At 56.4% G+C, this 13,363-nt stretch carries 16 protein-coding genes; 10 read left to right on the top strand and 6 right to left on the bottom strand.

The features are described from left to right. Positions 1 to 42: 42 nt before the first annotated feature. Both rlmN and IFT84_RS13205 read right to left on the bottom strand, forming a co-directional pair. Complete coding sequence (rlmN, locus tag IFT84_RS13210) at positions 43 to 1,287, bottom strand: 23S rRNA (adenine(2503)-C(2))-methyltransferase RlmN (protein WP_192120097.1); 1,245 nt, start codon at positions 1,285 to 1,287, stop codon at positions 43 to 45. Positions 1,288 to 1,518: 231 nt separating this feature from the next. Next, entirely contained in the window at positions 1,519 to 2,022 is a 504-nt protein-coding gene (locus IFT84_RS13205) for an invasion associated locus B family protein (protein ID WP_192120095.1), read from the bottom strand. A gap of 324 nt (positions 2,023 to 2,346) precedes the next feature. Here IFT84_RS13205 and IFT84_RS13200 point away from each other — a divergent pair, with 324 nt between their 5' ends. Further along, on the top strand, positions 2,347 to 2,907 hold the full coding sequence (locus IFT84_RS13200) for a sigma-70 family RNA polymerase sigma factor (protein WP_192120093.1): 561 nt from the start codon (positions 2,347 to 2,349) through the stop codon (positions 2,905 to 2,907). Here IFT84_RS13200 and IFT84_RS13195 read toward each other — a convergent pair. Both IFT84_RS13195 and IFT84_RS13190 read right to left on the bottom strand, forming a co-directional pair. Further along, positions 2,904 to 3,287 carry a YkvA family protein gene (locus IFT84_RS13195; protein ID WP_192120091.1) on the bottom strand — a complete coding sequence of 128 codons (384 nt, stop codon included), beginning with the start codon at positions 3,285 to 3,287 and terminating at the stop codon, positions 2,904 to 2,906. The genes IFT84_RS13200 and IFT84_RS13195 overlap by 4 nt on opposite strands. 63 nt (positions 3,288 to 3,350) lie before the next feature. Beyond that, positions 3,351 to 3,647 (bottom strand): 4a-hydroxytetrahydrobiopterin dehydratase, encoded by a 297-nt coding sequence (locus IFT84_RS13190; RefSeq protein WP_192120089.1) that lies wholly within the window; start codon positions 3,645 to 3,647, stop codon positions 3,351 to 3,353. A gap of 75 nt (positions 3,648 to 3,722) precedes the next feature. Here IFT84_RS13190 and IFT84_RS13185 point away from each other — a divergent pair, with 75 nt between their 5' ends. Further along, positions 3,723 to 4,220 carry a low molecular weight protein-tyrosine-phosphatase gene (locus IFT84_RS13185; protein ID WP_192120087.1) on the top strand — a complete coding sequence of 166 codons (498 nt, stop codon included), beginning with the start codon at positions 3,723 to 3,725 and terminating at the stop codon, positions 4,218 to 4,220. Here IFT84_RS13185 and thpR read toward each other — a convergent pair. Both thpR and IFT84_RS13175 read right to left on the bottom strand, forming a co-directional pair. Next, on the bottom strand, positions 4,130 to 4,720 hold the full coding sequence (gene thpR, locus IFT84_RS13180; RefSeq protein ID WP_192120085.1) for an RNA 2',3'-cyclic phosphodiesterase: 591 nt from the start codon (positions 4,718 to 4,720) through the stop codon (positions 4,130 to 4,132). The two genes, IFT84_RS13185 and thpR, sit on opposite strands and share 91 nt — an antisense overlap. Before the next feature lie 99 nt (positions 4,721 to 4,819). Continuing rightward, on the bottom strand, positions 4,820 to 5,473 hold the full coding sequence (locus IFT84_RS13175) for an arylesterase (RefSeq protein WP_192120083.1): 654 nt from the start codon (positions 5,471 to 5,473) through the stop codon (positions 4,820 to 4,822). Positions 5,474 to 5,534: 61 nt separating this feature from the next. On the opposite strand from IFT84_RS13175, the gene IFT84_RS13170 reads away from it, so the two are divergent. From IFT84_RS13170 to IFT84_RS13135, 8 genes are all read left to right on the top strand, one after another. Further along, positions 5,535 to 6,254, top strand: coding sequence for an ATP-binding cassette domain-containing protein (locus IFT84_RS13170; protein ID WP_192120081.1), 720 nt, complete (start codon positions 5,535 to 5,537; stop codon positions 6,252 to 6,254). Continuing rightward, positions 6,251 to 8,803 (top strand): ABC transporter permease, encoded by a 2,553-nt coding sequence (locus IFT84_RS13165; RefSeq protein ID WP_244651214.1) that lies wholly within the window; start codon positions 6,251 to 6,253, stop codon positions 8,801 to 8,803. The genes IFT84_RS13170 and IFT84_RS13165 overlap by 4 nt, the downstream gene beginning before the upstream one ends. Positions 8,804 to 8,964: 161 nt before the next feature. Beyond that, positions 8,965 to 9,744 (top strand): Bax inhibitor-1/YccA family protein, encoded by a 780-nt coding sequence (locus IFT84_RS13160; RefSeq protein WP_192120079.1) that lies wholly within the window; start codon positions 8,965 to 8,967, stop codon positions 9,742 to 9,744. A 140-nt stretch (positions 9,745 to 9,884) separates the two neighbouring features. Next, complete coding sequence (locus IFT84_RS13155; protein WP_192120077.1) at positions 9,885 to 10,367, top strand: DUF3597 domain-containing protein; 483 nt, start codon at positions 9,885 to 9,887, stop codon at positions 10,365 to 10,367. 64 nt (positions 10,368 to 10,431) lie between these two features. Continuing rightward, complete coding sequence (locus IFT84_RS13150) at positions 10,432 to 10,677, top strand: hypothetical protein (RefSeq protein ID WP_192120076.1); 246 nt, start codon at positions 10,432 to 10,434, stop codon at positions 10,675 to 10,677. A gap of 252 nt (positions 10,678 to 10,929) precedes the next feature. Continuing rightward, complete coding sequence (locus tag IFT84_RS13145) at positions 10,930 to 12,123, top strand: tyrosine-type recombinase/integrase (protein ID WP_244651213.1); 1,194 nt, start codon at positions 10,930 to 10,932, stop codon at positions 12,121 to 12,123. Between the two features lies 1 nt (position 12,124). Next, a complete protein-coding gene (locus IFT84_RS13140; RefSeq protein WP_192120072.1) occupies positions 12,125 to 12,982 on the top strand; it encodes a hypothetical protein in 858 nt (285 codons plus the stop codon). 137 nt (positions 12,983 to 13,119) lie between these two features. Next, complete coding sequence (locus IFT84_RS13135) at positions 13,120 to 13,314, top strand: helix-turn-helix transcriptional regulator (protein WP_192120070.1); 195 nt, start codon at positions 13,120 to 13,122, stop codon at positions 13,312 to 13,314. Positions 13,315 to 13,363 lie beyond the last annotated feature (49 nt).

The following is a 13,363-nucleotide window of genomic DNA, read 5'->3' as shown; positions in this document are numbered from 1 at the left end:
CGTCTGGATAATGCGGCAAACAAACAACGAAAGCGTGTCCGCTTATCGGTCGTCGCTGTCGTCATCCTCACCATGACCAACGATCATCATCGCCTCAAAGGCCATGCGGTCAACCTTGCGCATCCGCTCGGACTCCGATTTCAGCTGACCGCAAGCGGCCAGAATGTCCCGTCCACGCGGCGTGCGGATCGGCGAGGCATAGCCCGCCTGATTGACGAAGTCGGCGAATTTTTCGATCTGCTCCCAATCGGAACACTGGTAATTGGTGCCCGGCCATGGGTTGAAGGGAATGAGATTGATCTTGGCGGGAATGCCCTTGAGCAAGCGCACCAATTCCTTCGCGTCTTCCAGACTATCGTTCACATCTTTCAGCATGACATATTCGAAGGTAATGCGGCGCGCATTGGACAGACCGGGATAGGCACGACAGGCTTCGATCAGCTGCTTCAAGGGATATTTTTTGTTGATCGGCACCAGCATATCGCGCAACTCATCGCGCACCGCGTGAAGCGAGATGGCCAGCATGACGCCGATTTCTTCGCCGGTGCGATAAATTTCCGGCACAATGCCGGAGGTGGACAGCGTAATCCGCCGCCGGGACAGGGACAGCCCGTCACCATCGGATGCAATCAGCAGTGCCGTCTTCACATGCTCGAAATTATAGAGCGGCTCACCCATGCCCATCATTACGACATTGGTGATCTTGCGACCTTCACTCGGCACGATGGCACCCGCAGGCGTATCGCGATCCGGGAAATCACCCAGACAGTCGCGCGCGGTCAGAAGCTGCGCCAGAATTTCTTCCGCCGTCAGATTGCGCACCAGCTTCTGCGTGCCGGTATGGCAGAAGGAGCAGGTCAGCGTGCAGCCCACCTGACTGGAAACGCACAGCGTTCCCCGCCCCTCTTCCGGGATATAAACCGTCTCGATTTCCACCGGACGCCCAGCCCCACGAGCCGGGAAGCGGAACAGCCATTTGCGTGTTCCATCGTTGGAAATCTGATCTTCGACAATTTCGGGACGGGCAATGGTGAAATTGCGGCTCAACAGGTCGCGCAAATCCTTCGAGACATTGCTCATGGCATCAAAATCGGAAACACCGCGCACATACAGCCAATGCCAGAGCTGGCTGACGCGCATTTTCACCTGACGCTCCGGCACTCCGCTGTCGCGCAGCGCCTTGCCCATGTCCTCACGCGACAGGCCGATCAGCGATGGTTTTTCAACACTTGGCGAACGCTGAGACGCGCTGCGCACCGGTCTTTCCAGAGTTTCAATTGCGGCCATGCCAATATTCCCGTTTTCATCGGCTGCAACCGACGCCAGCAGAGTTGCCTAGATAGGTTCGCTTTGATCGCGTTTCAAATCAGCCTTTAAAAAGGTCCAGCGCATCACCAGCGCTCGATTTGATCGTTGCTGGGCGACATATCACGCTTTTTATCCGCCGTCACCTGTTCATCAGCAATGCAAAAAGGCCGGTGCGATGACCGGCCTTTGCAAACATTTCGATAAGAAGGCTTACTTGCAGCTTTCAATGGCCTTCAAGGCCGCCGAAATTCCCTGAAGGGAATAGTTATAGGTGGTCTTGGTGCCACGCTTGGAGGCGGCATCCACACGCATGGCCTTTCCGGAGCGCATGGCAGCGACAAGCGCTGGCTCTTCCGCTGCATTTTCCACCCAGGCGGATTTTTCCTTGGTGAACATAGTGAAGCTGCGCGCGTCGATGGTCACCGTCACCTTCGAATTGGCCTGCAACTCATAGCCCATCATCGCCTGCGGCTCATAGCTGATGTTCTGGCCGGGGCGTTGCGAAATCAGGAAGAAGATATCGCCGTGATCCACCGAAGCCGGGCTTTTGTCCTGCGGAACAGACAGAACGTAGCAGACCTTGCCGCCATTGGCCGGGTAGGAATAGGCACCCCATGCCTTGAACTGCTCGATCCGCGTCGGCGACTGCGCGAGAGCCGCGCTGGATGTGGCCAAGACGAGTGCGAGTACGGTTGCGAGCTTTCTGACTAACATATTTTCCTGCCGGTTTCTTGCTTCTACGCCCAATAGTGTTCAGGCGCGTCCTGTCCTCGAATTGAATTTATTTTGACTTAATTCAGGTTACCAAATCGTCAACGGAAAGCCATTTCCCGGCAACAACCAGTCAATCCTGCTTGTTCAAGCAGCACAAACCCGTGATCGCGTCTGTATTAACGTTCGATTATAGAAGATTTCATCGAGTCCAGTGTTTATGGCAGAAAGAATTGGGCAGGAGTTTGACCTTTGTGAAATCCCATGTACGAGTGACGCATATTTGTGACGATGAACCAGTCTGGCTTGGAGGCCGTTAACCGACCCATGAATGTGGACGACAGAGAGCATTTCGCCCGGCTGGCAAGCGCGGTGGCGAAAGAGCGCGATCAATCGGCGTTCACGGCGCTCTTCGACTTTTTTGCGCCCCGACTGAAATCTTTCCTGATGCGACAGGGCATGGATGCGGGCCAAGCGGAAGATATGGCACAGGAGGTGATGGTCGTTCTGTGGCACAAGGCACATCTTTACGATCCTACCAAATCCTCGCTGTCAACATGGCTATTCCGCATCGCTCGAAACCGGCGGATCGATCTGGCCCGCCGGGATCGTGGCCGCAAGATCGACGAAACAGACCCGCTGCTCCAGCCCTCCGAACCGCCATCGCCGGATGAAGGCCTCGAGCATGACGACCGCGAACAACAGGTGCGCGAAGCGCTGAAAAAACTGCCTCAGGAGCAAACGGAACTGGTGCGCATGGCGTTCTTCTTCGGTCGCACCCATACGGAAATTTCGCAGGAAACCGGGCTGCCGCTCGGAACGGTCAAATCCCGCATCCGCCTGGCCTTCGCCAAGCTGAAAACCATGCTGGACGATAACCGGGCTTAAACGGTCTCTGTCAAGTTTTCGCTAAGTGCTTTGTCGGCCGCCACGTAATGGCGATCCTTGATGTGCCCTTTGATGGCCGTGAAGGCAGCCGTCAAAACGGCAATATCATCGGAAAAGCCAACCACCGCCAGAAAGTCCGGCACCGTATCAATGGGCAGAACGAAGTAGGCCAGTGCACCCAGTAGAATGCCACGCACCCGCAGGGGTGTTTCCTTGTCCAGCGCACAATAGTAGGCGGCTACAAGGTCCCGCGAGAAGGGAATAACCCGCACGGCGCGCTTGATCGTCGGCCAGAAACGCTTTCGGACCTTCGCCTCGCGCTTGGCCTGTTCCTGCTCGTCGCCCGGTAGCAAAATCTCACCAAATTTAATTTCACTCATCCGCATGGGCTCCCGTTATCGCGTTTCATATGGGATGCTTTCCGGCAAAATCAAAGTGACGGTTCAAACGCGCGCCGCTTTGTCCATTATGGCCGCCAGTTTGAAATCCAATGCGGACAGACCCCCTGCATCATGCGTCGTCAGCCGCACATCGACGCGGGAATACACGTTGAACCATTCCGGATGATGGTTCAACGTCTCAGCCGCAAACGCGCACTCCGTCATGAAGGTGAATGCCCGTGCGAAGGTGGTGAAGCGGAACGTGCGGGTAATGCCGCTTTCCTCCGCATCAAGTGCCCAGGAATCCAGTGTTTGCAGCCGGTTGAAGATTTCCTGACGATCAAGCTTTTGCTGTTTCAAGCGGGCATACTCCTGCTATACAGTGTTGTAGCGTATCTGCATGATGAATGCATGATTGAGGGGAGCATAGCGCCAATGAAACCTGCTCGCATTCTTTTCGTCTGCCTTGGAAATATTTGCCGGTCGCCTCTGGCCGAAGGGATGCTGCGGCATCTGGCGCAAAAGGCAAATCTCGATGTCATCGTTGATTCCGCCGGGACTGGCGGTTGGCATATCGGTGAACTGCCGGACCCCCGCGCGATTGCGGTGGCGCACAAGCACGGCATAGACCTGACGGCGCAACGGGGACGCAAGATCGCCGTTGAGGATTTTGACGCTTTCGATCTCATTCTTGCCATGGACAAGAGCAATCTGCGCCATGTACGGGCGCTTGCACCGACAGCAGCACTGCCCAAGGTGCATTTGCTGATGAACTACGCGCTAAGCCGCAACGAACCGGTGCCGGACCCCTATTACGAAGGCCCGGAAGGGTTTGAACTGGTCTACAGCATGCTCTTGGAAGGCTGCACTGCGCTGGTTGAGAAGTTGGCGGAGCCGGTTTCACGCAGTGGAAATATCTCCTCTGTCAGATAGGGGCCACCACCCACCGAATCGCGCGATGACAACAGGACGAACCGCGATGCATGGAACGTCGGCGTTCTGAAGTCGCCGCGGCCGGACAGATAGTGCACCACATCATCCAGCCGAGCGCCGCGCAGGCGGGCGAGCGTTACATGAGGCGTGAATTTGCGCGAGTCCGGCGGCAAACCGATGCGCTGACACAGCCGCTCGATCTCCGCTTGCAGCGCCAGCACATCCGGCGACGGCTCGACGCCTGCCCACAACGAGTGCGGTTTTTTGGTGCCGAAAAACCCGGTGCCGCTCAAGCGAAGCGAGACTTCTGGCCGGTCAATGCGATCCAGCCGATCGACGATCTCATCGGCTGTGCGGTTGTCCACATCGCCGATAAAACGCAGGGTAATGTGGTAATTTTCCACATCAATCCAGCGCGCACCCGGCAAACCACCCCGCAAAAGGGAAAGGCTCATGGCCGCAGATCGCGGAATTTCGAGGGCGGTAAACAGTCTCGGCATCGCCTGCACTCCCCGAACAGGGACGCCAGACATGGCGTCCATCAACATGTACGCTCAACGAATCACAGCAGCCCTTACGGCGCAAGTGACAATTTCTTGTCAGTTGGTGGCTTTGAGCCCCGCGATGAAGCGCTCCGCCAGCGGCAGAAACCGTTCGACCATCACATCGATGCCAGCGGCATTCGGGTGCATTCCATCGTCCAGTTGCAGGTTCCGCTTGGTGACGACCCCGTCAAGAAAGAAAGGGTACAGCATCAGGTCATGCTTTTGCGCCAGCCGCTTGTAGATCGGGTTGAACCGCGTTCCGAAATCGCCACCCATATTGGGCGGCACCATGATGCCCACGAGCAACACGGCAATACCGCGTGCCTTGAGTTTGGTAATCATCTGGTCGAGATTTTTTTCCGTCTGTTCCGGCGGAATGCCACGCAGCGCATCGTTGGCACCCAGTTCGAGTATCACCGCTTTCGTGCCATCCGGCACGGACCAGTCGATGCGGGCCAGACCTCCCGATGTCGTATCGCCGGATACGCCGGCATTGGCGATCACGATATCGTGACCTTTCGCCCGCAACGCTGCTTCCAGCTTGGCAGCGAACGAATCCTGCGCGGGAAGCTGGTATCCCGCCATCAAACTATCGCCAAACCCGACCATCTGGAGCGTCTGAGCACGGGCGGCGCCTGCGCTGACAGCCCCTGTTGTAATAAGGGTGGCGGACAGGAAAAGACCTGTGAGTGCTTTAAATATCAACATGCTCTTCCTAAATCTCGGGTGCTGCGGCAAAACTCATGTGCATGATATAGGATCAATTTTCGTGACAAAAACCATCATCGACCTGAAAAACGCAGACCTCACGCTGGGGCGCGATGCGGCGTCGGTGCATGTGTTGAAAGGCATGAATTTGACGATCGAGACCGGCGAATCCGTCGGCATCGTCGGGCCTTCCGGCTCCGGCAAATCGACCCTGTTGATGGTGCTCGCGGGGTTGGAGCGGCTGGACAAGGGCGAAATCCACATCGCGGGGTCGGCCCTGCATGCGCTTTCGGAAGATCAGGTGGCGGAGTTTCGCGGGCGCACGATCGGCATCGTGTTCCAATCCTTCCACCTCATTCCCAATATGACGGCGCTGGAAAACGTGGCCGTGCCGCTGGAACTCGCCAATGTGCCCAATGCCTTCGACAAGGCCCGCAATGAACTGGTTTCCGTTGGCCTCGGTGAACGGCTGAACCACTACCCCGGCCAATTGTCCGGGGGTGAACAGCAGCGCGTGGCGATAGCCCGCGCGCTGGCACCGCAGCCGAAACTTTTGATTGCCGATGAGCCGACCGGCAATCTGGATACGGAAACCGGCAAGCAGATTGCCGATCTTCTGTTTTCCCAGCAGTCCGGTCGCGATATGACACTGGTGCTGGTTACCCACGACCCGGCATTGGCTGCGCGGTGCTCCCGTCAGGTGCGTGTTCGTTCAGGCCGGATCGAGTCGGGCCAGATTGAAACCGGCAGCGTTCAAGCTGCCGTGGCAGTCAGCGCATGATGCAGTTTCCAACGCGTTTTCAATTCGGCCTGGCGTTTCGTCTGGCCTTGCGCGAAATGCGCGGGGGCTTGCGCGGTTTTTACATTTTTCTGGCTTGTATTGCGCTCGGTGCCGCGGCCATTGCCGGTGTGAATTCCGTTTCTCGCTCCATCACCAGTTCCATAGCCGAGCAGGGCAAAGAGCTTCTCGCTGCCGATCTACGCTTCGAGTTGAACAACCGGTTGGCAACCGATGCGGAATCGGCATTTCTGAATGGCCTCGGGGCGGTGTCGGTATCATCCGGCCTGCGCTCCATGGCCCGCCTGCCCGATGGTTCCAATCAGGCCTTGGTGGAACTCAAGGCTGTTGACAACGCCTATCCGCTGTATGGGACGCTCAAAGCCGAGCCGCAGGCACCGCTGGAGCAACTGTTGTCGCAAAACGGAGACGTTTACGGCGGCCTTGCAGCCGCCCTGCTTCTGGAGCGGCTGGGCATTAAAACCGGTGACGAACTGGCACTTGGCAAGGCTCGCATTCTTATAACCGGCGTTATCGAGCGCGAGCCGGATGCCTTGTCCGATGGTTTCGGCTTTGCACCCCGCCTGATGGTATCGTCGCAAGCATTGGCGTTCTCTGGTCTGGTGCAAACGGGCAGTCTTGTTGAAAACACCTACAAAGTCCGCCTGAACGACGCAACGGTAACGCCCGCTGCCGTCCAGCGGGAAGCCGATGCGAAATTTCCGACTGCCGGATGGTCGTTCCGCAGCAACGAGAATGCAGCGCCATCGCTGACCCAGAACATCACACGATTTTCGCAGTTCCTGACGCTCGTGGGTCTGACGGCACTGATAGTCGGCGGTGTTGGGGTCGCCAATGCGGTCCGCGCCTATCTCGATTCCAAACGGGGCGTGATCGCCACGTTCAAATGCCTTGGTGCACCGTCGTCGCTGGTGGTGTTGATCTATCTGATGCAGATTACGTTGATTGCTTTGGCCGGTATCGTCATCGGGCTTGCGATCGGGGCGGTCATTCCTTTGGTTGCGGCCCATTTTCTGGCGGGCGTGCTGCCGGTGCAAACCGGGTTTCATCTGTATCCCAAGGCGCTGGCTATTGCCGCAGCCTTCGGCATCCTGACGGCGCTGGCCTTCGCTATTCTGCCGCTCGGCCGGGCGCGGGATGTGCCTGCAACCGCACTGTTTCGCGAACAGGGCTTTGAGAACCGCCGTTGGCCGGCCATCAGTTCGGTCATTGTGACTGCGCTTTTGCTGGCGGCGCTTGCCGCACTTGCCATCGCCACCGCGTATGATCGTCGTATCGCACTGACATTTCTCGGTGCCATCACCTTCGCGTTCGTTGTTCTGCGCGGCGTTGCCTTGATAATTGCAGCGCTTGCGCGCCGAAGCCCACGCGTCAATTCGCCTGCCCTGCGGTTGGCGATTGGCAATATCCATCGTCCAGGCGCGTTGACGTCGGCCGTGGTGCTGTCCCTTGGCCTCGGGCTGGCCTTGCTGGTCACCCTTGCGCTGATCGACGGCAATTTGCGGCGCGAGCTGACATCGAACCTGCCGGAGCGGGCCCCGAACTTCTTCTTTGTCGATATTCAGGGCACGGAGATCGAAGGCTTCCGCAGCACGCTGAAATCCGCAATGCCCGATGGCAAGATCATCGAAGTACCGATGATGCGTGGTCGTATCGTTGCCTTCAACGGCGAGCCCGTGGAAAAGCGCAACGTTCCGCCCAGCGGGCAGTGGGTTTTGCGGGGAGACCGTGGCATCACCTACGCCAAAAACCTGCCGGAAAATTCGACGCTGGCTGAGGGTGATTGGTGGCAGCCCGATTATTCCGGTGAACCTCTGGTATCGTTCGCCGCCGAACAGGGCCGCGATCTTGGCCTGAAACTTGGAGATACCGTGACGGTCAACGTGCTGGGCCGCAACGTGACCGCAAAGATTGCCAACTTCCGCAATGTCGAGTGGGAATCGCTGTCGATCAATTTTGTCATGGTGTTTTCGCCCAATACCTTCGCGGGTGCCCCCCATGCGTGGCTGGCAACGATGATCGATCCCAGCGCGACGGCCGAACAGGAAGCCACGGCCTTGCGGGCCGTTACCAACGCCTACCCCACCATTACCAGCGTGCGGGTGAAGGATGCGCTGGATATCGTTAACGAACTTGTCGGCCAGTTGGCGGTTGCCATTCGCGCCGCAGCCTCCATTGCACTGGTTGCGTCGGTCCTCGTCCTGTCAGGCGCTTTGGCGGCGGGCAACCGCGCGCGCATTCACGATGCGGTGGTGCTAAAAACACTGGGCGCCACACGCGCCACGCTCATCCGTGCTTTCGTCTACGAATATATGATGCTGGGGCTGGCAACGGCGATCTTCTCCCTGTTTGCAGGCGGGGTCGCGGCATGGTTCGTGGTGGCGCGTATCATGCATCTGCCCTCGACATTTCTGCCGGATGTCGCGTTGATTACCATTGTGTTGGCATTGGTCATGACGGTAGGCATCGGGCTGGCGGGCACGTGGCGTGTTCTTGGGCAAAAAGCCGCCCCGGTCCTGCGAGAATTATAGGTTGCGCCGATTCATTTTGGGCATCCCCTTGTGAAACCAACGTTTCCGCCTCATATTTATGGCAGGCATGCTGGAGCTCCGCAGCGGCGCCTGGGTCATTCTTGGAAATGATGAGCGACCCGACACCGTAACAACCATCGGAGCACCTACAAGAGGATAATATGGCTGATCTTCGAAACGTCCAAACCCGAATGACGCCTGCGGGCGCGCAAGCGGGCGCGGTGATTGATGAAGGCCTTCGCACGTATATGCTGAAGGTTTACAATCTCATGGCGCTGGGGATGGTGATCACCGGCGTTGCCGCGTTCTTCACGATCATGTTAACAACCACAAACGATCCGGCATCGGCTGCCGCCACGATGGCGAACGGCAAGATGCTGACATCGGCTGGCGTCGCGCTTTACACCTCGCCGCTACGATGGATCGTTATGCTGGCACCGCTCGGCATGGTGTTTTTCTTAAGCTTCCGGGTAAACTCCCTCAGCGTTCCCGCTGCGCGGACGGCCTTCTGGGTTTATGCGGGCCTGATGGGTCTGTCGCTGTCGTCCATCCTGCTGGTTTATACAACGGCCAGCATTGTGCAGACATTCTTTGTGACTGCGGCTTCGTTCGGCGCTTTGTCGCTCTACGGCTACACGACGAAGAAGAACCTGTCGGCCATGGGCTCGTTCCTGATCATGGGTCTGTTTGGCTTGATCATTGCGTCACTGGTCAACATCTTCCTGCAGTCCAGCGCGCTGAACTTCGCTGTCTCGGCTATTGGCGTGCTGATTTTTGCAGGCCTGACGGCGTACGACACGCAGAAGATCAAGGAAATGTACTTCGACGGTGATGATGCACAGGTCATTGGTCGCAAGGCCATCATGGGTGCCCTCACCCTGTACCTCGACTTCATCAACCTGTTCATGTTCCTGCTGCGCTTTATGGGCAACCGCAACTAAGCAAAACTTGAATATTTCGTTCGACCATGGAACCCCGGCAGCACTGCCGGGGTTTTTGTTTGCGGCCTTTTTGTTCAGGGACGGGAACGATTGTCGCACAAATGTGTTTAAGAACCATCTGAAACATCGGAGAGATATTCATGAGCTTTTTCAGCAAAATCAAGAATGCGATTTTTGGCGGCCCCGCAGCAGCAGCTCCGGTGTCTGGCACACCCCAATCCGTTACGCCAACCGCCGGCCCCTCTGCCACACCAGCAGCGTCCGCATCACCGTCTCCAGCGTCTAACCCTGCGGCACCAGCATCAACCGCTCCCGTGACAACGCCTGCTGCTCAGGCATCCGTTTCGCCCGCAGCTCCGGCCACACAGGTCGATATCGCACCTATTCTTGACGAAGCTGTCGCCAAGAGCGGCCAGCAGCTGAACTGGAAAACGTCCATCGTCGACCTCCTGAAAGCGCTAAATATCGACAGCAGCCTGGCAGCGCGCAAGGAATTGGCGGAAGAACTGCACTACACCGGCGACACCAGCGATTCCGCAACCATGAACATGTGGCTGCACAAGGCTGTGATGAAAAAGCTTGCTGAAAACGGCGGCAAGGTGCCTGCCGACCTCGCAGATTGATACTATTTGAACGTGGCGCGGGCAGCACAGCTGCCTGCGTCTTTGCCAGCAGGAAGGATACTCCATGCCCGGCTTGAAAAAACTGATTGTTCTCATGGCGTTTGACGCTGATAGCGACGGAAATCTGCACTCCGCCTTCGAAGCCAAGCAGATGGACACTGAAGCCCACGCAATCCGCGAAGCCAAGGTGATTGCCGATCAGCATTCAGGCGTTATCGCCTGGAGCCGCGAAGCAAACCCAGCCGTCGGCGAATATGGCGCGTCGGTCATCCTGTTTGAACACGGTAACGTTCCCGAACTTGAACCGTAACGGCAAACCTCAATCAATCCCCGTGAGGGGTTACATCATATTTGATTTAGCGATTGAACTGCAACTTGGCTGTTGCAAATGGAATGGTGCCCAGAATAGGCATTGAATTGTTCTATATCTAGATATCAACTCGTCTCGCCGGTGTTGAGAACCCACGTTCTTCGGTAATGTTCTTGTTTCATCTCGTATCATCGTGTATCAGATTGATGCTCCACATACTACATGTCGGGGTGGATACAGAGGTGGATAGATTTGAGCCGATCCCTGAACAAGCTGAGCGCGGTCGCATTGCGGAATGCAGGTCCGGGCAAATATTCGGATGGCGGCGGGTTGTGGCTCATCAAGCGGCCTGACGGCGGCGGTCAATGGGTATTGCGGGTTACCATCCACGGTAGACGCCGCGAAATGGGCTTAGGTTCAATCTCCGAGGTTTCATTGAAGCAGGCCCGCGATGCAGCCGAACGCTGGCGTGGTGTCACGCGCGATAACCTCGATCCAATCAAAGAGCGCGTTCGACTGAAACGGGAAGCAGCCCGCAATCTGCACCTGTTGAAAGATATCGCCAAAGACGCGTTCGAAAGCCGCAAGGCAGAACTGAAAGGCGATGGCGTTGCCGGTCGGTGGTTCAGTCCACTGGAATTGCACATCCTCCCTAAGCTGGGGCGAGTGCCCATTGCTGACATCGATCAGCAGGACATTCGCGATACGTTGGCCCCGATTTGGCACGAGAAGGCTGAGACGGCGCGCAAAGCCATGAACCGCCTAAGCATTTGCCTTAAGCACGGTGCCGCGCTTGGGCTGGATGTAGACTTGCAAGCGACGGACAAAGCCCGCGCTCTTCTGGGCAAGCAGCGCCACAAGGCTGAAAACATCCCCGCATTGCCATGGCTAGAAGTGCCAGCGTTCTATGCTACTCTCAACGATGGGTCCGTTACCCATCTGGCACTACGGCTCTTGATCCTTACCGGGGTTCGATCCGGCCCGTTGCGTTTCCTGCATGAAGAACAACTTGATGGTGATATCTGGACTATCCCCGGCGAGGCCATGAAGGGCCGAAAGGATGCGACAGCCGATTTCCGCGTCCCACTGTCGCCCGAGGCCTTGACCATTGTTGAACTGGCCCGCAGGCACGCCCGAGAGGGATTTTTATTTCCAAGCGTCAAGAGAGGCGTTCTATCGGACGCTACCATGGCGCGGCTGATGGAACGAGCTGATATGAAAGCGCGGCCGCATGGTTTCAGATCCAGTCTACGCGACTGGTTGGCAGAGGCGACCGATACCCCACACGAAATTGCTGAAACCATTCTCGGCCATATCGCAGGCGGTGCCGTGGTGCGCGCCTATCGCCGTACGGACTACTTGGAACAGAGACGCAAATTGTTGGAACGTTGGGCAAATCATGTCACCGGCAAAGGTGGGCAGTTGCTAAAGATGGTGGGTGATTGACATGCGGAAAATGACAACAGAAGAAAAGTGGAAACTGTCAGACGAATTGTCTGTCATTGATGCCGCTATCCTCATTACCGGAAATGACCCAGAGACAAAACACGAAGAGTATGTGGGCGAAGGGTTCTCCCGTGAAACCGTTATGGTTCAAACCACTGAATATGATGGATTTGAAGCTGTTTTCAAAGCGCTGAAAAACGCCATTTTTAGCAACAAATTGCGGGTATCGGCTGTATTCCCGGTTGTTGAAAACCCCGATTACAATTCTCGCAACGGAGGGCACCTTACAGCCATGCTGAGAAACAGTTCTCATCTGTTTGAGATGCGACAACTGAACGTTTGGAAACACGACGCATTGGTTTACTTGAAAGGTGAACCTGATTGGTCTCAGTCAACAATTGAAGTCGAAGACCTGAAGGACTGGTTGAAAAAACGCCATGTATTTCCTTCGATGTTTTTCCCGGTAGGGAATCCAGACATAGAGGCCGATCCCGATAACTTTATGAATCCAAATCACCCAAGGTATTCGGCAAAATTGGCTTGTGCTGTTGCTGCTTGGAAAGCAGTGACAGATGCGGGGAAAAACAAAACCCCAAAGCAAACGATAGAAGCCTGGGTAACAAATAATGGTGTCAGATTTGGATTGCCAGAAGTAGTAGGCGCAACTGCGCTGGAAGAGATTTCAAAAGTTGCAAACTGGCAAACACAGGGTGGGGCAGTTAAGACGGGGGGGCAGGTTGATGAAACCCTCCCCCCATTACCCAAGGCAACCCCGGACAATTATAAGTCGCTTGTGGCGACAAAGGACAAAGATACCGGTGCGACGTGGATTGATCCATTGAGCGGAAGTGATGTTTGAAACTTAGGTTATTGTAATCATTGTTAAATTCTATGTAATTTGAACCGTACCCATAGTAATCGTAGCCCACCCATCTATTTGTTCTGCCCGCGTTCCTGCAAATTCGTCCTCGTACCAACTACAACCGAGGACGAACAATGCAGCAAATCGACCCCCTCCTTACCGCACGTGAAAGCGCGGCCGTCCTGCAAGTCAGCTACGTTACATTTTACCGGCTGATTGCAGGCGGAACGGTGCCCAAACCGATGAAGTTTGGTCAACTGTCCCGCTGGGCAAAATCCGATATCGAAGCTGTGATTGAGGCAGCTAAAGCCCAGCGCGTAGCGGCGTGAGGTGTAGGCCATGACAGTTCAAACAGAAAACCCGGCAGCGCTTGCAGGC

Origin of the sequence: Rhizobium sp. CFBP 8762, from assembly GCF_014841565.1 — a bacterium.
Classification (GTDB): domain Bacteria; phylum Pseudomonadota; class Alphaproteobacteria; order Rhizobiales; family Rhizobiaceae; genus CFBP-8762.
The sequence above is the reverse complement of the archived record's forward strand: the minus strand, read 5'-3'. Positions and strand labels throughout refer to the sequence as shown.